We start from the raw sequence: 19977 nt of genomic DNA, 5'->3' as shown, positions 1-19977 counted from the left end.
TTCGCATGTCCGGCCCTTCCCTCTATCGCCGGGCCATCGTGCTTGGGCTCACCATCGCCGTCGGCGCCTTCGCGATCGACATGTACAGCCCCGGCTTCGCCGCGATCGCGTCCGAGCTGAAGGCCAGCCCCGGGACGGTGCAGCTGAGCATGACGAGCTTCTTCGTGGCGCTCGCCATCGGCCAGGTGATCTACGGGCCGCTTTCGGACAGTCTCGGCCGCAAGCTGCCGAGCTATGTCGGCATCGCGATCTTCGCCGTCGCCTCGCTCGGCGCCACCTTCGCCCCCAGTATCGACATCCTCATCGCCTCCCGCTTCTTCCAGGGGCTTGGCGCGGCGGCGACCGCGGTGATCCCCATGGCGATCGTGCGGGACGAGCATACCGGCCCCGACGCCGCGCGCCTCCTCTCGCTCGCCATGCTGGCGCTCAGCGTCTCGCCCATTCTCGCGCCCGTGCTCGGCGGGCTTATCGTGCAATACGGCTCCTGGCGGCTGATCTTCCTGGTGCTGATCGTGATCGCGCTGCTGGTGATGGTGATGATCGCCCGCTTCCTGCCCGAGACGCTGCCGCCCGAGCGGCGGGTGAGCGCGCGGCCGCTCGCCATCCTCAGCACCTATGGGCGGCTCCTCCGCCAGCGGGTCTTCATCCTGCCGGTGCTCATCGCGGCCTTCGCCCAGGCGGTGCTGTTCTGCTTCATCGCGGCCTCGCCCTTCGTCTTCGTCAGCCTCCATCACCTGGCGCCCACGGTCTACGGCATGGTTTTCGCGGCGCATGCCATGGCCCTCATCGGCATCAGCCAATTCACCGCGCCGCTGATGCGCCGCTATGGCGCGATGCCGCTGATCGGCGTCTTCGCGAGTATCGCGACCCTGGCGGCGCTACTGCTGACCGCCCTGGTGATGGCGGGGATGACGGCGCTTTGGCCGCTCATCGCCCTCACGCTCACCATCTTCTTCTGCCTGGGGCTGATGATGGGGCCGGCCTTCCTGACCGCGATGGAGCCTTTCGGGGCGACCGCCGGGGCGGCGGCGGCGCTCGGCGTCGGGCTCGAATTCACCACAAGCTCGGTGATGACGGCGCTGATGGGCCTCTGCGCCGATGGCACGGCGCGGCCGATGGCGGCCTTCATGGCGCTTTCCGCCTGCGGCGCCTCGGCCGCCTGGTTCATATTTGTGCGAAAGACCGGCGCGGCGCGCCCCCGCGCCACCCCGCTCCCTTGAACGGGGGCTAGGGCAGTCAATCTCTCCGCAAGCGGCGCCGCCGCCTTCAGCACGGGAGAGAAAGCAATGTCCGGCACGGACGACCAGGATCGCCTGCAGCGTATCCGGGATATCGCCTACGACCTCTGGGAAAAGGAGGGCCGCCCCGAAGGCCGCGACCATGAGTTCTGGGTCAGGGCCGAGGCGATGGTGGATAAGGGCGAAACCGGCGAAGCCTCCTCCGAGCGGGTGGACGAGGAAAGCGCCGAGAGCTTCCCGGCGAGCGACCCTCCCTCCTTCACCCGCTGACCGGCCAAGCGGTGCTTTGACGGCGTGACACGCGGGCCCCGCCATTTCCCGGCGCCTTGCCTGGGGATGGCGGGGCGCTGCATATGCGGGGCAGCGGCCTGATCAGCCGAGGGTGGCGTTGAAGGCGCCGCCATCCATCAGCAGGTTCTGCCCAACGATATAGCCCGCCCGCGCCGAGCAGAGGAAGGCGCAAGCATCGCCGAACTCCTCTGCCTCGCCGAAGCGCTCGGCCGGGTTCTGGCGGGCGCGCAGCGCCATCTCCTCCTCGATCGTATGGCCGGCGCGCCGCGCGGCCTCCTCCATCGTCTTGGCCAGACGATCGGTGCGGAAGGGCCCGGGCAGAAGATTGTTGATCGTCACGTTATGCTTCGCCACCTGCCGCGCGAGGCCGGCGACGAAACCGGTGAGCCCCGCCCGCGCGCCATTACTGAGGCCGAGATGGGGGATCGGCGATTTCACCGAGGCCGAGGTGATATTGACGATGCGGCCGAAGCGCCGCGCCGCCATGCCATCCACCACCGCGCGCATCATGGCGATGGGCGCCAGCATATTGGCGTCGATCGCGCGCAGCCAGTCCTCCCGCTCCCAGGCGCGGAAATCGCCCGGCGGCGGCCCGCCCGCGTTATTGACCAGGATATCGGGCTCCGGACAGAGGATGAGGGCGGCGCCGCGGCCTTCCTCGGTGGTGATATCGCCGGGCGCGATATCGACGCGGCCGCCCGTCTCGTGGGCAATTGCCCGGGCGGTCTGCTCCAGCCGCAGCGCATCCCGCCCGGTAATGGTGACGTGAACGCCCTCCCGCGCGAGGGAGGTGGCGCAAGCGCGGCCCAGGCCTTTGCTCGCCGCGCAGACAATCGCTCGGCGTCCTTTAAGCCCCAAATCCATTTCAGATCCTTCCCAACACCCCATCCATCGCAGTAAAGCTGGACCATTCGGAGCCGGCTGTCAGCCCTGGCGGTCGCGCTGCGCACCAACCGAAAGACCGAGACCTCCAAGGGAAGGACGCCCATGATCCCACTCAACAATGCGGCCCTCGGCGCCCTGCCGGCCGGGGTCGCCTGGGCCGGCTACGACCGGAGCCGGCTGCGCGCCGGCATCGTGCATTTCAGCGTCGGGAATTTCCATCGCGCCCATCAGGCGGTCTATCTCGATCAGTTGATCGCCCAAGGCGGCCATGATGATTGGGCGCTCTGCGGCGTCGGGCTGCTCGACGATCCGCGCGAGCGGGCCAAGGCCGAGAGCTTTCCGAAGCAGGATTGCCTCTATACCCTCACCGTCTGCCCGCCGCACGGCACGCCGCAGATCCGCGTCATCGGCTCGATCATCGAATACCTCTTCGCGCCGGACGATGCGGAGGCGGTCTTCACCCGCCTCTGCGATCCGGCGGTGCGCATCGTGACGATGACGCTGACCGAGGGCGGCTACAATATCGACGACGAGACCCAGGCCTTCAAGCTCGACACCCCGGATATCCAGCACGATCTGGCCAATCCCGGCCGCCCGCGCACGGCCTTCGGCTTCGTGGCCGAAGCGCTCGCCCGCCGCCGCGCCGCCGGGCTGCCCGCCTTCACCATCCAATCCTGCGACAACCTCCGCCATAACGGCCATGTCGCGAAGACCGCCTTCGTGAGCTTCGCCCGCGCGCGGGATGCGGAACTTGCCGAATGGATGGAGCAGGAGGTCGATTTCCCGAACAGCATGGTGGATCGCATCACCCCCGCGACCTCCGAGAACGACCGCACGCGCCTCAACGCGGCGAGCGGCATCGCCGACGAAATTCCCGTCTTCTGCGAGGATTTCATCCAATGGGTGGTGCAGGATCACTTCCGCCTCGGCCGCCCGGCCTGGGAAAAGGCGGGCGTGCAGATCACCGACGATGTCTGGAGCTACGAGCAGATCAAGCTCCGCATGCTCAACTCCTCGCACAGCATGCTGGCCTTCCCCGGCACGCTTGCGGGCTATCGGCTGGTGCATGAGACGGTGGCCGATCCGCTCATCGCCCAGTTGCTGATGGATTTCTGGAACAAGGACGTCATCCCGCTCCTCAAGCCAGCGCCGGGCATGCCGCTCGACGGTTATCGGGACAAGCTGATGGAGCGCTATTCGAACCCGGCGACGCGGGACCAGACGATCCGCATCGCGACGGACGGCGCATCCCGCATCCCGATCTTCTCGGGCGATACGCTGCGGAGCGTGCTGGAACAGGGCAAGGACCACCGCCGCCTCGCCTTCCTGCTCGCCTGCTTTGCCCGCTGCCTCGGCGGGGTGGACGATAAGGGCGAGCGCTTCCACACGCCCGAGCCGCGGCTGACGGAGGCCGACCGCGCGACGGCGGCGGAGGCCGACCCGATGGCCTTCCTGAGCTTGCCGATCTTCGCGGGCCTCGGCATCGAGAAGGCGCCGGGCTTCGTCCGCACCTATCAGAGCTATCGGGAAAGCCTCGCCACCCGCGGCACCCTGGCGACGCTGAAGGAGATCGTCGCGGGCTGAGCGGGCAAGGGCTGAGCGGGCGAGCGCGCGGCGTGGCGGAATACGGCGGAATGGCGCGCTCGGCGGAGGTTCACGGGCGGGCATTTCGCTGGGCGCCGCTCGTGCCCGAACTACTGGTCGCCGAGATCGGTCCGAGCCTCGCCTTCTGGCGCGATCTTTGCGGTTTCGCGATCGCCTACCATCGGCTGGAAGAGGGCTTCGCCTATCTCGACCAGGAGGGCGCCCAGTTGATGCTCGAAGAAGCGGGGCATGGGCGAAACTGGATTACCGGCCCGATGGAGCGCCCGCTCGGCCGGGGCATCAATTTCCAGATCACGCTCAGCGATATCGGGCCGATGCTGGCGCGCCTTGCCGATGCCACCTGGCCGCTCTTCATGGCGCCCGAGGAAAAATGGTATCGCGCGGACACCATCGAGATCGGGCAGCGGCAGTTTCTCGTCCAAGATCCGGACGGTTATCTCATCCGCTTCGCCATGCCGCTCGGCGAAGGGCCGGCCTGACGCGCTGGTGCGGACGGCGGGGATCGAACCCGCACTCCCATCCGGGAGGCAGATTTTAAGTCTGCTGCGTCTACCGGTTCCGCCACGTCCGCATCGGACCCACCTTAGCCCTGGGTGAGACGCTTGGCGATATCCAGCCCCATGCGGATGAGGCTTTCCGAGGCTTCCGGCGTGTTGAACCCGTCATGCGCGGTCAGCGTCACGTTCGGCAGGCTGGTCAGCACATCCTCTGCCGGCAGCGGTTCGCGATCGAAGACATCGAGGGCGGCGTGGCGAAGATGCCCAGCCCTTAGCGCCCCGACCATCGCGGCGGTATCGACCAGCCCGGCGCGGGCGGTGTTGACGAGGATCGCCCCCGGCTTCATCGCCGCGATCGCCGCCGCATCCAGAACGCCGCGCGTCTCCTCCGTCAGCAGGAGATGGAGGGAGAGCACATCGCTCTCGGCGAGCAGCCTCGGCAGATCGACGAAACTGACGCCGGGGGCGCTGCGCGGCGTGCGATTCCAGGCGAGCACCCGCATGCCCGAGCCCGCGGCGATCCGCGCGACCTCGGCCGCGATGCCGCCGAAGCCGTAGAGGCCGAGCGTCCGCCCGGTAAGCTGCACGCCATTGCCGCGCGGCCAGAGGCCGGCGCGAACGCCACGGTCGAGCATCGCGATATTGCGCGCCGCCGACCACATCAGCGCAATCGTATGTTCCGCCACCGCCGTATCGCCATAGCCGCGGATGGTATGGACGCGGATGCCGAGCGCCTCGATCGCGGCGACGTCCATATAGGACTGCGCGCCGGTGCCGAGGAAGATGATGTGGCGGAGGTCCGGGCAGGCGGCCATCGCCTCGGTCGGCAGGGTGGTGTGGTCGTTGAGGATGAAATCGAAGCCGGCGAACAGCGCCGGCATTTCCTCGGGTTGAATGACCTTGCGCCGGCCGACCAAGATCGGGGGATCATCCGGCCGATGCACCCGGGCGAAGACCGCATCCAGCCCGCCGCTCGCATCCGGGTAGATGCCTCTCATGCCGCCTTGCCTCCCTCATCCGTTTCACCGGCAGGCTGGGGCCGCGGCGGAATTTCGGCAAGAGCACGCATCTGCTTGACGCAGCCTCGGTCTTTCCGCAAATCTCGCCCGGTATCCCGGGGCGATAGCGTGCGTTCTTCATGTTTCACCTGAAGCCCGACGGCAAACCCCCGCGGCTCCCGCCAGCGCCCGCAGGATGGGCGGGCGGCCGTGCCCCGCCCGCCCACGCGCCCTATGTGCCACCCCGCTACGAGGTGGCGGACGAGGAGGATGTCCTCGGCCTCATGGAGGACACCGCCTTCCCGGCGGAGGAGGGAGAAAGCGGCAGAGCCGGCCCGACCGAGCGTGGCGGGCGCCGCCGCTCCTGGCTCCGCCTCATTCCGCGCCTCGTCAAATGGAGCATCTTCGTCACCGTCTGGGGCGGCCTCGCCGCCGCGCTGGTGCTGCTCTACTTCTGCTGGGATCTGCCGCGCCCCTCGGCCGGGATGGCGGCAATGCGCCGTCCTTCCCTCGTGCTCAGCGACATGCACGGCCGCCCCTTCACCCATTTCGGCGATTACACCGGCCAGCCGCTGACCCTGCAATCGGTGCCCGCCTATCTGCCGGAGGCGGTGGTGGCGGTGGAGGATCGGCGCTTCTGGCAGCATGGCGCGATCGATCTCCTCGGCATGGCCCGCGCCGTCGTCGTCGATCTCACCGCCGGGCGGATCGTCCAGGGCGGCTCGACCCTCACCCAGCAGGTCGCCAAGACGCTCTTTCTCAGCGACGCCCGCACCTTCCGCCGCAAGGCGCAGGAACTCTTGCTCACGCTCTGGCTCACGCATCACTTCACGCCGGCCGAAATCCTCGAAATCTACCTCAACCGCGTCTATCTCGGCGCCGGCGCCTGGGGGATGGATGCCGCGGCCGAGACCTATTTCGGCGTGCCGGCAAGCGCGGTGACGCTGTGGCAGGCGGCGATGCTGGCGGGCCTGCCGCGGGCGCCCTCCCGCTTCAATCCGCTGGCCGATCCGGCGGCGGCGGCGGCCCGAACCCGCGAGGTGCTGGCCGCCATGGTCCGCGCCCATGACATCACCCAGGCAGCGGCCGATGCGGCGGCGGCGGCCATCACCGTTGTGCCGCGCTCGGCCGATGCGGATTACTGGTTCTCCTCCTGGGCGGCGCAGCAGGCCGGGCCCTTCATCCCCGAGAATACCGATTCGCGGCTGGCGACGACGCTCGATCCGCGCCTGCAGATCGTCGCGCAGCGGGCGCTGACGGCGATGCTCGCCGGCCCCGGCATCGCCGCCCAGGCGCATCAGGGGGCGATCGTCGTGCTCGATGCCGCCACCGGCGCGGTTCGCGCCATGGTCGGCGGATCCAATGATGGGCATGATTTCTTCAACCGCGCCGTGCTCGCCCGGCGGCAGGCAGGCTCCTGCTTCAAGCCTTTCGTCTGGCTCGGTGCCCTGCAGGCGGGCATGACGCCGGCAAGCACCGTGCTCGACGCGCCGGTGCGGATCGGCGGCTGGTCACCGCATGATTACGACCGGACCTATCGCGGCGCCGTCTCGCTGACCGAGGCGCTGGCCTATTCCCTCAATACCGCCGCCGCCCGGCTGATGCTGGCCGCCGGCGGCCCGCGGGCGGTGGCGGCTATCGCGCATCGGCTCGGCGTCTCCGACCCGTTGCCCGATAACGGCACGATCGCGCTCGGCACCGCCAATGTCGGGCTTTTGGAGATGACCGCCGCCTATGCCGCCTTCTTCAATGGCGGGCACCGCGTGGTGCCGCACGGCATCACCGGGCTCTTCGCCGGAGGGCGAGACCTCATCGCGCCGCCGGCCCCGCCCGTGCCGGTGATGACGGCGGCGGAGGCAGCCGCGATGCGGCAGATGCTGGGTGCCGTCGTCTCCTACGGCACCGGCCGCGCGGCCGCCGTGCCGGGCTATTTCGTCGGCGGCAAGACCGGCACCACGCAATCGAGCCGCGATGCCTGGTTCATCGGCGGCATCGCGGGCGATGTCATCGGCGTCTGGGTGGGTAACGACAATGACAGCCCGATGGCCGGCACAGTCGCCGGCGGCACGCTGCCGGCGGCACTGTTCCACGATGTCGCCCTCGCCGTCGTCCACCCCTGACGCGGCGTGCGCCTGCCACGCGGCTTAGCGGGGCAGCGGGCGCCCCCGCGTCTCGGGCATCAGCGCCATGGCGATGACGCCGAGAATCCCCGAGCCGATCATATACCAGGCGGGCGAGAGCGGATCGCCGCTGACGCCGATGAGCCAGGCGAGGACGAATTGCGTCGTCCCCCCGAAGACCGTGACGGCGAAGGCATAGACCGTGGAAAGCCCCGAAGCGCGCACCGCCGCGGGCAGCATTTCGGGGATGGCGACGATCAGCGCGGCCGAACTCAGCGAGCCGAGGACGGACATGAGGCCGGTGGTGCAGAGCAGCGTCACGGTCGCGGGGTGGCCGTCGAGGAAGAGGAAGGCCGGGTAGATCAGCAGGATGAGCAGGATGCGCGGCGCCAGCATGACGATCTTGCGGCCGATGCGATCCGCGAGCCAGCCGCCGGCGAGCGCGAAGACGATGGTGGTGAGGCCGCTGATCACCGGTGCGGCGATCGCCGCCGGCGGCTTCAGATGCAGCGCGGTTTCGCCATAGGTCGTCATATAGAGCCCGACATAGGCGGAGATGGTACTCGCCATGATGGCGACGAGGCCGAGGATGAGCGGCCGGGGATAGCCGATGAGCAGCTGGGCGAGCACGCGGCCGGCGCCGCGGCGCCGGATGGCCGCGCCGGCCGCCACCGTCTCGGGCAGGCGGCTGCGGATATAGAGGCCGCCCGGGACGATGCTGAGGCCGAGCAGCAAGGCGATCCGCCAGCCCCATCCCGCCATCGCCGCGGGCGAGAGGCTGTGAGCGAGGAGAAAGCCGATGAGCCCGGCGCTGAGCAGGGCGCAGCCCTGGCTCGCGATCTGCCAGGAGGCGAGCCGCCCGCGCCGGTCATCCGGCGCAATTTCGACGAGATAGCTCGTCGCCGGCCCGACCTCACCGCCGAGCGCGAAGCCCTGGATGAGCCGGGCGATGACGACCAGCACCGGCGCGGCGTAGCCGATCGCCGAAAAAGGCGGCATCAGCCCCAGCATGAGCATGCCGAAGGCCATGAGGCCGATCGTCAGCAGCATCGCGGGCTTCCGCCCGGCATGATCGGCCAACGCGCCGATGACAAGCCCGCCGAGCGGGCGGGTGAAGAAGCCGACCCCGAAGGTCGCGACAGAGATGAGCAGCGAGACCACCGGATCATGCGCCGGGAAGAAGCTGCGGCCGATTTCCACCGCGAAGAAGGTGTAGGTGGTGAAATCGTAGAATTCGAGGGCGTTGCCGAGCACGCAGGCGAAGACGGTGGCGGCAGGCGGCGCGGCTGACGTCCGCGGCGGCTCGCCCGGCGCGGTATGGAGAGGCATCGGCGGCGGCAGGGGCATCGATTCCATCCCGATCTTGGGGTCTCTGCCCAGAAAGGAATGCCGCCGCGCCGGGTTTGCAAGGGCGCGGGCGCGCCCCGATCACTCAAGAGCCAGGGGGGTCTTCCCTCTTCAACCGCAAGATATGGAGTGCCACCCTGCGTCGTTCCCCATCATCTAGTAAAACTACGCGAAAAATCGTTGACCTTTCCAAGCCCCAAGGATACCGCTCGTGCGTGACAACTCTTTCGCGCACCCGCCCCAATCTTCGCGTTCGAGGCCGGTCCTTCATGGCCTTCGTGCTCTCGCCTGACGCGCCGCTCCGCGCCTGGTTGGGTGAGCTGGACGCCCAGATCGAACGTTCGGCGAGCTTTTTCGCCGGGCGCCCGATCGTGGTCGATCTCTCCGCCATCCCGCAGGACGACCCCGATCTCGACACGCTGTTCGACGAGTTGCGCAGCCGCGGCATCCGCATCATCGGCGCCGAGGGCGCGGATGGGCTGACGCCTGCGATCCAATCCGTCGGCGGCCCGCTGATCGGCGGCCGGCCGCTCGGCCTCTACGAAGTGCCGGACGATCCGCCGGACGAGCCGCCGCCGCCGGAGCCGACCTCGATGGTCCTCGATCAGCCCGTCCGCTCCGGGCAGACGATCCTTTTCCCGCAGGGCGACCTCACCGTCAGCGCCTCGGTCGGCTCCGGCGCGGAAATCATGGCCGGCGGGTCCATCCATGTGTACGGTGTGCTGCGCGGCCGCGCCATCGCGGGGGTCACCGGCAATCCGCAGGCGCGCATCTTCTGCCGCAAGCTCGATGCCGAACTCATTTCCATCGACGGTCTCTATATGACGGCGGAGGATATGGAAGCCTATCGCGGCAAGTCCATCATGGCGCGCCTCGAAGGCTCCTCCATCATCATTACCGAGATTAGCTAGGTGCCATCCGGCACGGACGACGCGGATAGGGGTTAAGAATGGCGAAAGTTCTCGTGGTGACTTCGGGCAAGGGTGGCGTCGGCAAGACCACCTCCACGGCCGCCATCGGCGCCGCCCTCGCGCAGAAGGGCCAGAACGTCGTCGTCGTCGATTTCGATGTCGGCCTGCGCAATCTCGATATCGTGATGGGCGCCGAGCGGCGCGTCGTTTTCGACATGATCAACGTGATCCAGGGCGATGCCAAGCTCTCCCAGGCGCTGATCCGAGATAAGCGAGTGGAGAGCCTCTCGATCCTCCCCGCCTCGCAAACGCGGGACAAGGATGCGCTGACCAGCGAAGGTGTGGCGGCGGTGATCGCCGAGCTGCGCGAGAAGTTCGACTGGGTGATCTGCGACAGCCCCGCCGGGATCGAGCGGGGCGCGACGCTCGCCATGCACCACGCCGATGTCGCGCTGATCGTGACCAACCCCGAAGTCTCCTCGGTGCGCGATAGCGACCGCATCATCGGCCTGCTGGACAGCAAGACCGAGCGCGCCACCAAGGGCGAGCGGATCGAGAAGCACCTGCTGCTGACGCGCTACGATCCGGTGCGCGCCGCGCGCGGCGACATGCTGAAGACCGAGGACGTGCTCGAGATCCTCTCGATCCCGCTGCTCGGCATCATTCCGGAGAGCCAGGAAGTGCTCCGCGCCTCCAACCTCGGCACGCCCGTCACCCTCGCCAGCACCGATTCCGCCCCGGCCCGCGCCTATATGGACGCGGCCCGGCGGCTGTTGGGCGAGCAGGTGCCGATGACGGTGCCGGGCGAGAAGCAGAGCTTCCTCGGCAAGCTCTTCGGCAGGAGGGTTGCATGAGCTTCTTCGGCTTCCTCAGCCGCAAACCGACGGCGACGGTCGCGCGGGACCGTCTGCAGATCCTGCTCGCGCATGAACGCGCGACCTTGGGTGGCAATTCCGATCTCGTCGCCATCCTGCAGGAGGAGATCCTCGCCGTCATCGCCAAGCACATCTCGGTCGAGCGGGAGAAGGTGCAGGTGAAGCTCGACCGGGGCGACAGTTTTTCGACGCTGGAAATCGGCGTCGAGATCCCGCCCGGCCTGCAGGGCCGCAAGACGCCGGGCAATCCCGCGCTCCGCGCCTCCTGATCCGGCCGCAAGCGTCCCCAAGGAGGCTCGCCGATGGCGCTATCAGGACACCAGTCGGGTGATGGCGATCTGCCGCCCGTCACCGCCTTCGGGCCGGATTTTCCCTTCGCCTATGATGCCTGGCTGACGCATCCCGCGGGCCTCGGCCACCTGCCGGCCGAAACGCTCGGCGCGGAAGTCGCGGTGGTCGGCGCGGGCCTCGCCGGGATCGTCGCGGCGTTCGAACTCATGAAGCTCGGCCTCCGGCCGGTGCTCTACGAATCAGCGCGCCTCGGCGGCCGGCTGCGCTCGGAACCCTTCAGCGGCGGTGCCGGCGTCGTCGCCGAACTGGGCGGCATGCGCTTCCCCACCTCCTCGCGCGGGCTCTACCACTATGCCGATGCGGTCGGGATCGAGACCGCGCCCTTCCCCAATCCGCTCGACGCGGTGACCCCCTCGACCCTCATAGACCTCGAAAGCGAGCAGTTCTATGTCGAGGGGAATGGCGGCGGGCGCCTGCCGCCACTGCTGCAGGAGGTGTCGGACGCCTGGGACGAGGCGCTGGAGCAAGGATCGGGCTTCGCGGCGCTGCAAGGCGCCATCCGCCGGCAGGATGTGCCCGCGCTGAAGGCGCTGTGGGATCCGCTGGTGGCGCAGTGGGATGAGCGGACCTTCTACGATTTCGTCGCCTCCTCGCCCGCCTTCCAGCGCCTCTCCTTCCGCCATCGCGAGGTCTTCGGCCAGGTGGGTTTCGGCACCGGCGGCTGGGATAGCGATTTCCCCAATTCCATGCTGGAAATCCTCCGCGTCGTGTTGACGGCGCAGGATGAGGGCCAGCGCCTCATGCTGGGGGGCGCCGAGCAACTGCCGCGCCGCCTCTGGTCTCGCGTGCCGGAGCGGATGGTCCATTGGCCCGCGGGCACGTCTCTGAGCCGCCTGCATGGCGGCGCGCCGCGCCCCGGCGTCACCTCCATCGCGCGTGCCGATGACGGGCGGATCGCCATCACCGACCGCTGGGGAGACAAGCGCTTCTACAAGGCCGCCATCGTCACCTGCCAGTCCTGGCTGTTGACGACGCATATCGACTGCGACGAGAGCCTCTTCTCGCAGAAGCTCTGGATGGCGCTGGACCGCACGCGCTACATGCAGTCCTCCAAAACCTTCGTGATGGTGGACCGGCCTTTCTGGACGGAGCGCGATGCCGAGAGCGGGCGCTATCGCATGAGCATGACGCTCTCCGATCGCATCACCCGCGGCACCTATCTCTTCGACAACGGGCCCGACAAGCCTTCAGTCATCTGCTTATCCTACTCCTGGATGTCGGACGCGATGAAGGTTCTGCCGCTTGATGCCGACAAGCGGGTGCGGCTGATGCTGGCGGCCCTCGCGAAAGTTTATCCAGACGTTGATATTGCATCCCACATCATCGGCGAGCCGATAACGGTCTCCTGGGAAAATGACCCGAATTTCCTCGGTGCTTTCAAGGGCGCGCTTCCTGGCCACTACCGCTACAACCGGCAGATGTATTGTCATTTCATGCAGGATGCGATGCCGCCGGGCGAACGCGGGTTGTTCCTGGCGGGGGATGGCATCTCCTTCACCCCCGGCTGGGCGGAGGGGGCGGTGCAGACCGCGCTCAATTGCGTCTGGGGCGTGATGCACCAATATGGCGGGGTGAGTGCGGCGGCCAATCCGGGCCCTGGCGATCTCTTCGAGGCGATCAAGCCAGTCGAACTCCAGGGCTGACCGTTCCCTCCTGCACTCGCCCGCGCGCTTCGATCCGGGCACCGCTCGTTGCCATATCCGCCCGCTCGCGGATCGGTTAGGCTTCCGTTCAGGAAACGCGGAGCCTGGACCGATGCGCCGTCTCGGAGCTTGCCTCGCCGCCCTGGCGCTTCTCGCCGCGCCCCCCTGCCTCGCCCAGACAGCGAGCGGGAGCGCCGACCCGCTCGGAGCGGCTGACACGCTGTTCCAAACCGGGCATTTCGATGAAGCCGCCACGCAGTATCGGGGCATCGTCGCGAAGACGCCCGAGGACTATCCCGCGGTGCTCAAGCTCGGCCAGATCGCGCTGCTCGCCAAGCTGGAAGAGGACAAGGCTGAAACGGGGGCCGGCGGTGGCGGCACGCTCAAAACCGTGCCCTATACGGTGCGCCGGCTCTCCTTCGGGCGCGTGGCGGAGAAGAATGTGCCGGGGCTCTATGACGGGCCTTTCCCATGGGAGCACATGTTCGGCTTCTCCCTCGCCGGCATGGTCGGGCACGACTTCTTCGCGCCCTATGCCGTCACCTTCGATTTCCGCCACATGGCGATCATCCTCACGCGCTGAGGATGGCAGGCACCCCTCAGGGGTGCGCGGCGGTGGCGGCGCGGCTGAAGGATCGGTTGAGCTGCGAGCCGAGATCCTGCCCTTGCGTCATGAGATAGCCGCCGAAGCCGAGGAAGGCGGCGAAGGCGCCCACGGCCGCCATGCCGATGAGCGAGAGGCGCCAGGGCGAAGGATGCTCCGCCTGGTCAAGCCGCTTGCTGCTCCCCTGCTTGGGCATCGCCGCTTCCCTTCGAAACCTCGCCTCACGACGCCGGAACATCGCGACCAGCCCCTCCGGCCATCGCCGCGGCCGAGGCCTGTCCCGTCCCGCAGCCGAAAAACCTCCCGGCCGGCCGTAAGCTGCATCGGCGGACCGGACAGACACAGCCTTAAACACAGTGCGTGATACCATAACGTTAATATCTAGCAAGATTCTCCATATCATTAACTATTTGGAAGTATATGCGGCCGCGCGACCGGCGGGCCCGCGGAGGGCCCCAGCCCTTGTTTCAGAGAGCGGTGAGGCGGCTGACCGCCCAAGCCCCCGCCTCGGCAAGCACCGGATCGGGCTCGGCGGCGAGGCGCTCGGCCTCCGGCAGCAGCGAGGCATCCCCGCTATTGCCGATGGCGATCGCGACATTGCGGAGGAAGCGGTTCCGCCCGATGCGCTTGATCGGCGAGCCGGCGAAGAGCGCGCGGAAGGCCGCATCATCGAGGCGGGAAAGATCGCGCAAGGCGGGGGCTTGAAGCTCCGCCCGCGCCGCGAGCTTCGCCTCCCGCCCCGCAACCGCGAAGCGGTTCCAGGGGCAGACGGCGAGGCAATCGTCGCAACCATAGATGCGGTTGCCTATCGCTTCCCGGAACTCCGCGGGGATCGGCCCGGCATGCTCGATCGTGAGATAGGAGATGCAGCGCGTCGGCTGCAGCCGGTAGGGCGCGGGGATCGCCGCGGTGGGGCAGGCGACCATGCAGCGCGTGCAGCTGCCGCAGCGGTCGGCATGCGGCGGATCGGGCGGGAGATCGAGCGTCGTGTAGATCTCGCCCAGGAAAAGCCAGGAGCCGTGGCGGCGGGAGACGAGGTTGGTGTGCTTGCCCTGCCAGCCGAGGCCCGCGGCAGCAGCCAGCGGCTTTTCCATCACCGGCGCGGTATCGACAAAGACTTTCACCTCCGGTTGCTGCCCGGCCGCGCGTGACACGATGAACTGCGCGAGGTGCTTGAGCTTCCCCTTGAGGATGTCGTGGTAATCACGGTTGCGGGCATAGACGGAGATAGCGCCACGCGCCGGCTGCGAGAGGGTCGCCAGCGGCTCGCCCTCCGGCGCGTAGGAGAGGCCGAGGGAGATGACGCTCCGCACTGCCGGCCAAAGCCCGCGCGGATCGGCCCGCTGCTCCATCCGTTCAGCCAGCCACCCCATCTCGCCATGATCGCCGGCATCGACGAGTTCGCGCAGCCGCGCGGCCGCCTCGGGCGGCAATTCGGCGCGGGCGAAGCCCACCGCATCGAAGCCGAGTGCATGCGCCTTGGCGCGGATCTCGGCCCCGATATCGGCGGGTCGCTTCGTCATCCCCGGCCGCGATAGGGAGCGACGCCCTGATCGGGCAGGAAGACGCCTGCGGGCGGGGCGCCCGTCTGCCAGAACACGTCGATCGGGATGCCGCCGCGCGGATACCAATAGGCGCCGATGCGGAGCCAGCGGGGTGCGAGAAGGTCGATCAGCCGTTCGGCGATCATCATGGTGCAGGCTTCATGGAAGGCGCCATGATTGCGGAAGCTGGTGAGAAAGAGCTTGAGGCTCTTGCTCTCCACCAGCCATTCACCGGGAATATAGTCGATGACGATATGGGCGAAATCGGGCTGGCCCGTCATCGGGCAGAGGGAGGTGAATTCTGGTGCGGTGAAGCGCACCACGTAATCCTTGCCCTGCGCCGGGGCGGGCACGCGTTCCAGCAGCGCATCCTCAGGCCGGTCGGCCGGGCGGGCTTCCGCGCCGAGCTGCGTGAGCCCGGCATAGGGGTTGTCACTCATCCTTGTCTCCTTCCGCCCAACGGGCGCGAACGGCGGCCGTATAGGCATCGAGCCGGCCTTCCAGGATAGCGCTCCGCGCGCCGGCCACGAGGCGCTGATAATAGGTGAGGTTGTGCCAGGTCAGCAGCATCGGCCCGAGCATTTCTTCCGCCCGGAACAGGTGATGCAGATAGCCGCGCACGTGGCGGCGGCAGCCGAGGCAGGCGCAGCCGGGGTCGAGCGGCCTTCCATCATCGGCAAAGCGGGCGTTGCGCATATTGAGGATGCCGCGCGAGGTGAAGGCGCGGCCGGTGCGCCCCGCCCGCGTCGGCATCACGCAATCGAACATGTCGATCCCGCGCGCGATCGAGCCCAGCAGATCATCGGGCGTGCCGACGCCCATGAGGTAGCGGGGCTTGTCCTCGGGCATGAGATCGGCCGTCGCCTCGATCATGGCGAACATCATCTCCTGGCCCTCACCCACCGCGAGGCCGCCGAGCGCATAGCCCTCGAAGCCGATCGCCATCAGCGCCTCGATCGAGCGGCGGCGGAGATCGGGGAAGACTGAGCCCTGGACGATGCCGAAAAGCCCGTAGCCGGCGCGCGGCACGAAGGCCTCGCGCGAGAGCCCGGCCCAGCGCATGGACATCTCCATCGACGCCTTCGCCTGCTCCTCCGTCACCGGGAAGGGCGGGCATTCGTCCAGCACCATGGTGATCGTGGCATCGAGCTTGTGCTGGATCTGCACTGAGATCGCCGGCGTCAGCCGGTGCTTCGAGCCATCGAGATGGGATTGGAAGGTGACGCCCTCGGCGTCGAGCTTGCGCAAGCCGGCGAGCGACATGACCTGAAAGCCGCCGCTATCGGTGAGGATCGGCCCCGGCCAGTCCATGAGCTTATGCAGCCCGCCAAAGGAGGCGACCTTATCCGCACCGGGGCGGAGCATGAGATGATAGGTATTGCCGAGCACGATGCCCGCGCCGGTGGCGCGCACGGCATCCGCCGTCATCGCCTTCACGGTCGCGGCCGTGCCGACCGGCATGAAGGTCGGCGTCGGCACATCGCCATGGGCGGTGCGCAGCACCCCCGCACGGGCATAGCCGTCCGCGCCGGCACGCTCCCAGGTGAGGCTCATCGGCTGCGCTCCAGCAGCGAGGCATCGCCATAGGAGAAGAAGCGATAGCCCTGGGCGATGGCGTGCTGATAGGCGCTTCGCATGCGCTCCAGCCCCATGAAGGCCGAGACAAGCATGAAGAGGGTGGATTTCGGCAGGTGGAAATTGGTCATGAGGCAATCGACGATGCGGAAACTGTAGCCGGGGGTGATGAAGATATCGGTCTCGCCTGTGAAGGGGCGGAGCGTGCCATCCGCCGCCGCCGTTTCGAGCAGGCGGAGGCTCGTGGTGCCGACGGCAACGACGCGGCCGCCCGCCGCCCGCGCCGCGTTGATGCGCGCCGCCGCCTCGGCTGTAATGATGCCGCGCTCGGCATGCATGCGGTGTTCGGAGACATCCTCGACCCGCACCGGCAGAAAGGTGCCGACGCCGACATGGAGCGTGACGGTCTCCCGCAGCACGCCCTGTGCATCGAGGCCAGCGAGCAGTCCGGGCGTGAAGTGCAGCCCGGCTGTCGGCGCGGCGACGGCGCCTTTCGGGTCGGCGAAGACGGTCTGGTAATCCGCCGCATCCTCGGCCGTGGGGCCCTCGGGCCGCTCGATATAGGGCGGGAGGGCGAGCGCGCCGGCCTGATCGAGCGCGGCGGCGAAGAGATCGCCTTCCTGATCGAAGCGGAGGGCGACCGAGCCATCGGCCCGCCGTTCGGCAACCGTCGCCGTGAGATCGGCGCCCTCGAAGGCCAGCCGGTCACCATCGCGGAGGCGCTTGGCGTTCCGCGCCAGCGCCTGCCAGCTGCCATCCGGCAGCGGCCGGTCCAGAGTGATGCCGATGCGCGCCTCGCCGCGCCTGGCCGAAAGCTGGGCCGGGATGACGCGGGTGTTATTGGCGACGAGGATATCGCCGGGGCTCAGGAGCGAGGGCAGATCCCGCACGATGAGATCGGCGAGCCGATCGGCCCGCACATGCAGCAGCTTCGCCGAATCGCGCGGGCGCGCCGGGGCTTGGGCGATCGCGCCCTCGGGCAGGTCAAAATCGAAATCGGAGAGGCGCATCAGTCTTCGAGGTAGGAGGCGATCTCGACGTGGTTGCCGTCCGGATCGCGGCAATAGACGGAACTCATCGGCCCGAGCGCGCCGAGCCGCGGCACCGGGCCTTTCTCGACCTTCACGCCGCAGCTTTCGAGATGGGTGATGATATCCGCCGGGCCGAAGGCGGTGATGAAGCAGATCGAAGCCGTGCCGGGACCGGCGGAAGCGCCCGTCACGCTCGGGTCTTCGTCAGCGGAATAGAGGTTGATCTTCTGGCCGCCAAAGCGAAGCGCCGTGCGCTGATCCTGGCCGAATTCCTCCCGCTCCATGCCGAGCACGCGCTGGAACCAGGAGGCTGTGGTCTCCACGTCGCGGCAGGTGAGCGAGATGTGGTCGATCCGGTCGATAGTGAAACGCATGCCTCGAAGCCCTATCCTCTCGGGTGCCGGCACAGCGGCCAAGAGCGGCGCATAGCGGAATACGCGCGCGCTGGGAATGTTCCGAGATGGGAGGCTGCGTCTCCACACGCCAGGCACAGCCGCGCCGGCCGCGGAACGGCAAGGCGCGAGACGGGCGGGGCTCTCGCCTCGTCTAGTCCTTGGGCGGGCTCCGCCGGCGGAAGGCGTCGAGGCTCACCACCTGCGGCGTCTCGGCCGGGGCCGGGGCTTCCGCGTCCTGCTCTACGGCCGTACCCTCCGCCGCCTCCGCCTCCTCGCCAAGCTCATCCTCTTCATCGAAGGGCCGCGGCTGCATGCGCAGCCCGAAGCGGACATGCGGATCGGCGAAGCCGACGATGGCGCCCGAGGGGATGACGAGGGTCGAAGGAATGCCCGAGAAGGAGAGGCCGACGGTCAGCACCTCGTCCTCATCCACCTTGAGATCCCAGAACTGGTGCTGCAGGACGATCGTCATCTCCTCGGGATATTGCGCGAGCAACCGGGAGGGGATGTGCACGCCGGGATAATCCGTGCGGAAGGTGAGGTAGAAGTGATGCTGCCCGGGGAGGCCATGCTCGGCGACGTGAACCAGCGCACGCAGAGCAACCGCCCGCTGGGCCTCGTCCAGCCAGCTTTCATAGGGCAGAAGGCTCGGCGGCAGTTCGGTAGGCTCGTCCGTCACGCAGGAAGGCTCCTCTCATACGGCGGGCTTTCGCCCTGCGGCGCGCATGTTAGGTGGAAAGGGAGCGTGAATATAGGGGGCTTCTGTTGCCCGGTGCCCCCCGAACCGCGCTTATTGCTGCTTACGCAGCGACAGCGAATGCCTCATGATTGTCATTGGCATTTGTAAAATGACCCGATAACGGCGGTATCATGCCGAGCGAAAGATGCACCTTTACCGCGCGTGTCGAGCCTGTTTCGCCCCCATGAACGTCGGAGCTATCGCCCGAACGTGAATGGTGGAGGCGCCGGGTACTGCCCCCGGGTCCACTACGCTTATTCCGAACACCGTTTATCGCCATAGTTGGCCGAAGCCAGCGAGAGGAATATAGGGCGTCCGGCAGGACAAGAGAAGAGGCTGAACGTGCGCCCGAGCGAAAACCAGACCACCGCCACCCCCGGGGCTCGGGATCTGCCGGAACCGACGCTCCGCGCCACCGTCCCCGCCCTCGAAGCGCGGCTCTACAAGCCGATCCCGCTGCTCGACCACGGCTTCCTCCGCGTCATCGACTATATGGGCGATGACGGCGCCATCGTGCAGGCGGCCCGGGTTTCCTACGGGCGGGGCACCAAGCGGGTCAGCGAGGATCGCGGCCTCATCCGCTATCTCATGCGCCACCGGCACACCACGCCCTTCGAGATGTGCGAGATCAAGTTCCACGTGAAGCTGCCGATCTTCGTGGCGCGGCAGTGGATCAGGCACCGCACGGCGAATGTGAACGAGTATTCCGCCCGCTATTCGGTGCTGGACCGGGAGTTCTACATCCCCGCGCCCGCGCAGCTTGCCGCGCAATCCGCCCTCAACCGCCAGGGGCGGGATGCGGTGCTGCAAGGCGAGGAGGCAGCGCGCGTGCTCGATCTGCTGCGCGAGGATGCGGATCGCTGCTATCGTGACTATGCCTGGATGCTGAACGAGGGGAGCGAGGCGGCGCCCGCCGACCCCGCCCGCCAGGGCCTCGCGCGGGAACTTGCGCGGATGAACCTCACGCTCAATACCTATACGCAATGGTATTGGAAGACCAACCTCCACAACCTCTTCCATTTCCTCGCCCTTCGCGCCGATTCCCACGCTCAGTACGAAATCCGCGTCTATGCCGAGGCGATGATGGCGATCACCGAGGATTGGGTGCCGGTGGCGGCCGAAGCCTTCCGCGACTATCGGCTCGGCGCCGTCAGCTTCTCCGCCCCGATGATGGCGATCCTCCGCCGCATGCTGGCGGGCGAGGCGGTGGGCCAGGCGGAAAGCGGCCTCTCGATACGCGAATGGCGGGAGATGATGGCGGCTCTCGGCCGGGAAGGCTGAACGCCCCCGCCACGCGCCTCACGGAACGGCGAGAATTTTTCTCGCAC

Annotated in this window: 21 protein-coding genes, 1 tRNA gene and 1 other RNA gene; 11 read left to right on the top strand and 12 right to left on the bottom strand. The window is 67.9% G+C overall.

The genetic code is table 11. The features are described from left to right. Positions 1-5 precede the first annotated feature (5 nt). Positions 6-1220, top strand: coding sequence for a multidrug effflux MFS transporter (locus tag ACYQ7X_RS04260; RefSeq protein ID WP_459695594.1), 1215 nt, complete (start codon positions 6-8; stop codon positions 1218-1220). A gap of 66 nt (positions 1221-1286) precedes the next feature. Next, positions 1287-1508: a DUF2934 domain-containing protein gene (locus ACYQ7X_RS04255; protein ID WP_459695593.1), complete on the top strand. Its 222-nt coding sequence runs from the start codon at positions 1287-1289 to the stop codon at positions 1506-1508. A 102-nt stretch (positions 1509-1610) separates the two neighbouring features. Here the strand turns inward: ACYQ7X_RS04255 and ACYQ7X_RS04250 are convergent, their stop codons facing one another. After that, positions 1611-2393, bottom strand: coding sequence for an SDR family oxidoreductase (locus tag ACYQ7X_RS04250; RefSeq protein WP_459695592.1), 783 nt, complete (start codon positions 2391-2393; stop codon positions 1611-1613). Positions 2394-2516: 123 nt separating this feature from the next. On the opposite strand from ACYQ7X_RS04250, the gene ACYQ7X_RS04245 reads away from it, so the two are divergent. Together ACYQ7X_RS04245 and ACYQ7X_RS04240 are read left to right on the top strand one after the other, a co-directional pair. After that, entirely contained in the window at positions 2517-3998 is a 1482-nt protein-coding gene (locus tag ACYQ7X_RS04245; RefSeq protein ID WP_459695591.1) for a mannitol dehydrogenase family protein, read from the top strand. A 50-nt stretch (positions 3999-4048) separates the two neighbouring features. Next, a complete protein-coding gene (locus tag ACYQ7X_RS04240) occupies positions 4049-4498 on the top strand; it encodes a bleomycin resistance protein (RefSeq protein ID WP_459695590.1) in 450 nt (149 codons plus the stop codon). Positions 4499-4503: 5 nt separating this feature from the next. On the opposite strand, the gene ACYQ7X_RS04235 is transcribed toward ACYQ7X_RS04240, so the two are convergent. Together ACYQ7X_RS04235 and ACYQ7X_RS04230 are read right to left on the bottom strand one after the other, a co-directional pair. Then, positions 4504-4590 (bottom strand) — tRNA-Leu (locus ACYQ7X_RS04235). A 12-nt stretch (positions 4591-4602) separates the two neighbouring features. Further along, entirely contained in the window at positions 4603-5514 is a 912-nt protein-coding gene (locus ACYQ7X_RS04230; RefSeq protein ID WP_459695589.1) for an NAD(P)-dependent oxidoreductase, read from the bottom strand. Positions 5515-5750: 236 nt separating this feature from the next. Here ACYQ7X_RS04230 and ACYQ7X_RS04225 point away from each other — a divergent pair, with 236 nt between their 5' ends. Next, positions 5751-7634, top strand: a complete 1884-nt coding sequence (locus ACYQ7X_RS04225; protein ID WP_459695588.1) for a transglycosylase domain-containing protein — start codon at positions 5751-5753, stop codon at positions 7632-7634. Between the two features lie 24 nt (positions 7635-7658). Here the strand turns inward: ACYQ7X_RS04225 and ACYQ7X_RS04220 are convergent, their stop codons facing one another. Beyond that, positions 7659-8990 carry an MFS transporter gene (locus ACYQ7X_RS04220; RefSeq protein WP_459695587.1) on the bottom strand — a complete coding sequence of 444 codons (1332 nt, stop codon included), beginning with the start codon at positions 8988-8990 and terminating at the stop codon, positions 7659-7661. Positions 8991-9196: 206 nt separating this feature from the next. On the opposite strand from ACYQ7X_RS04220, the gene minC reads away from it, so the two are divergent. The 5 genes from minC (at position 9197) to ACYQ7X_RS04195 (ending at position 13344) form a co-directional block, all read left to right on the top strand. Then, entirely contained in the window at positions 9197-9892 is a 696-nt protein-coding gene (gene minC / locus ACYQ7X_RS04215; protein WP_459695586.1) for a septum site-determining protein MinC, read from the top strand. Between the two features lie 38 nt (positions 9893-9930). Further along, complete coding sequence (gene minD / locus ACYQ7X_RS04210) at positions 9931-10746, top strand: septum site-determining protein MinD (protein WP_459695585.1); 816 nt, start codon at positions 9931-9933, stop codon at positions 10744-10746. After that, on the top strand, positions 10743-11036 hold the full coding sequence (gene minE, locus ACYQ7X_RS04205) for a cell division topological specificity factor MinE (protein WP_459695584.1): 294 nt from the start codon (positions 10743-10745) through the stop codon (positions 11034-11036). The genes minD and minE overlap by 4 nt, the downstream gene beginning before the upstream one ends. Before the next feature lie 33 nt (positions 11037-11069). Continuing rightward, on the top strand, positions 11070-12761 hold the full coding sequence (locus tag ACYQ7X_RS04200; RefSeq protein ID WP_459695583.1) for a flavin monoamine oxidase family protein: 1692 nt from the start codon (positions 11070-11072) through the stop codon (positions 12759-12761). Positions 12762-12873: 112 nt separating this feature from the next. Beyond that, positions 12874-13344, top strand: a complete 471-nt coding sequence (locus ACYQ7X_RS04195; RefSeq protein ID WP_459695582.1) for a hypothetical protein — start codon at positions 12874-12876, stop codon at positions 13342-13344. Positions 13345-13360: 16 nt separating this feature from the next. Here ACYQ7X_RS04195 and ACYQ7X_RS04190 read toward each other — a convergent pair whose 3' ends face one another. From ACYQ7X_RS04190 to ssrA, 8 genes are all read right to left on the bottom strand, one after another. Further along, positions 13361-13561: a hypothetical protein gene (locus ACYQ7X_RS04190; RefSeq protein WP_459695581.1), complete on the bottom strand. Its 201-nt coding sequence runs from the start codon at positions 13559-13561 to the stop codon at positions 13361-13363. 271 nt (positions 13562-13832) lie between these two features. Further along, positions 13833-14888 (bottom strand): tRNA epoxyqueuosine(34) reductase QueG, encoded by a 1056-nt coding sequence (queG, locus tag ACYQ7X_RS04185; RefSeq protein WP_459695580.1) that lies wholly within the window; start codon positions 14886-14888, stop codon positions 13833-13835. Beyond that, positions 14885-15349, bottom strand: a complete 465-nt coding sequence (gene queF / locus ACYQ7X_RS04180; RefSeq protein WP_459695579.1) for a preQ(1) synthase — start codon at positions 15347-15349, stop codon at positions 14885-14887. Before queF ends, queG begins: the two co-directional genes overlap by 4 nt. Next, complete coding sequence (gene tgt, locus ACYQ7X_RS04175) at positions 15342-16463, bottom strand: tRNA guanosine(34) transglycosylase Tgt (protein ID WP_459695578.1); 1122 nt, start codon at positions 16461-16463, stop codon at positions 15342-15344. Before tgt ends, queF begins: the two co-directional genes overlap by 8 nt. Further along, on the bottom strand, positions 16460-17494 hold the full coding sequence (gene queA / locus ACYQ7X_RS04170) for a tRNA preQ1(34) S-adenosylmethionine ribosyltransferase-isomerase QueA (protein WP_459695577.1): 1035 nt from the start codon (positions 17492-17494) through the stop codon (positions 16460-16462). Before queA ends, tgt begins: the two co-directional genes overlap by 4 nt. Beyond that, the gene (locus tag ACYQ7X_RS04165) at positions 17494-17889 is read right to left on the bottom strand and encodes a VOC family protein (protein WP_459695576.1); all 396 of its coding nucleotides are present in this window, start codon (positions 17887-17889) and stop codon (positions 17494-17496) included. The genes queA and ACYQ7X_RS04165 overlap by 1 nt, the downstream gene beginning before the upstream one ends. A gap of 172 nt (positions 17890-18061) precedes the next feature. Then, positions 18062-18589, bottom strand: coding sequence for an SspB family protein (locus tag ACYQ7X_RS04160; RefSeq protein WP_459695575.1), 528 nt, complete (start codon positions 18587-18589; stop codon positions 18062-18064). Positions 18590-18661: 72 nt separating this feature from the next. Beyond that, positions 18662-18985: a transfer-messenger RNA gene (gene ssrA / locus ACYQ7X_RS04155) on the bottom strand. Between the two features lie 6 nt (positions 18986-18991). Between ssrA and thyX the strand changes: the two genes are divergently transcribed. Next, positions 18992-19930, top strand: a complete 939-nt coding sequence (gene thyX, locus ACYQ7X_RS04150) for an FAD-dependent thymidylate synthase (RefSeq protein ID WP_459695574.1) — start codon at positions 18992-18994, stop codon at positions 19928-19930. Positions 19931-19977 lie beyond the last annotated feature (47 nt).

The sequence above is a fragment of the Acidisoma sp. C75 genome (genome assembly GCF_054665095.1).
The sequence above is the reverse complement of the archived record's forward strand: the minus strand, read 5'-3'. Positions and strand labels throughout refer to the sequence as shown.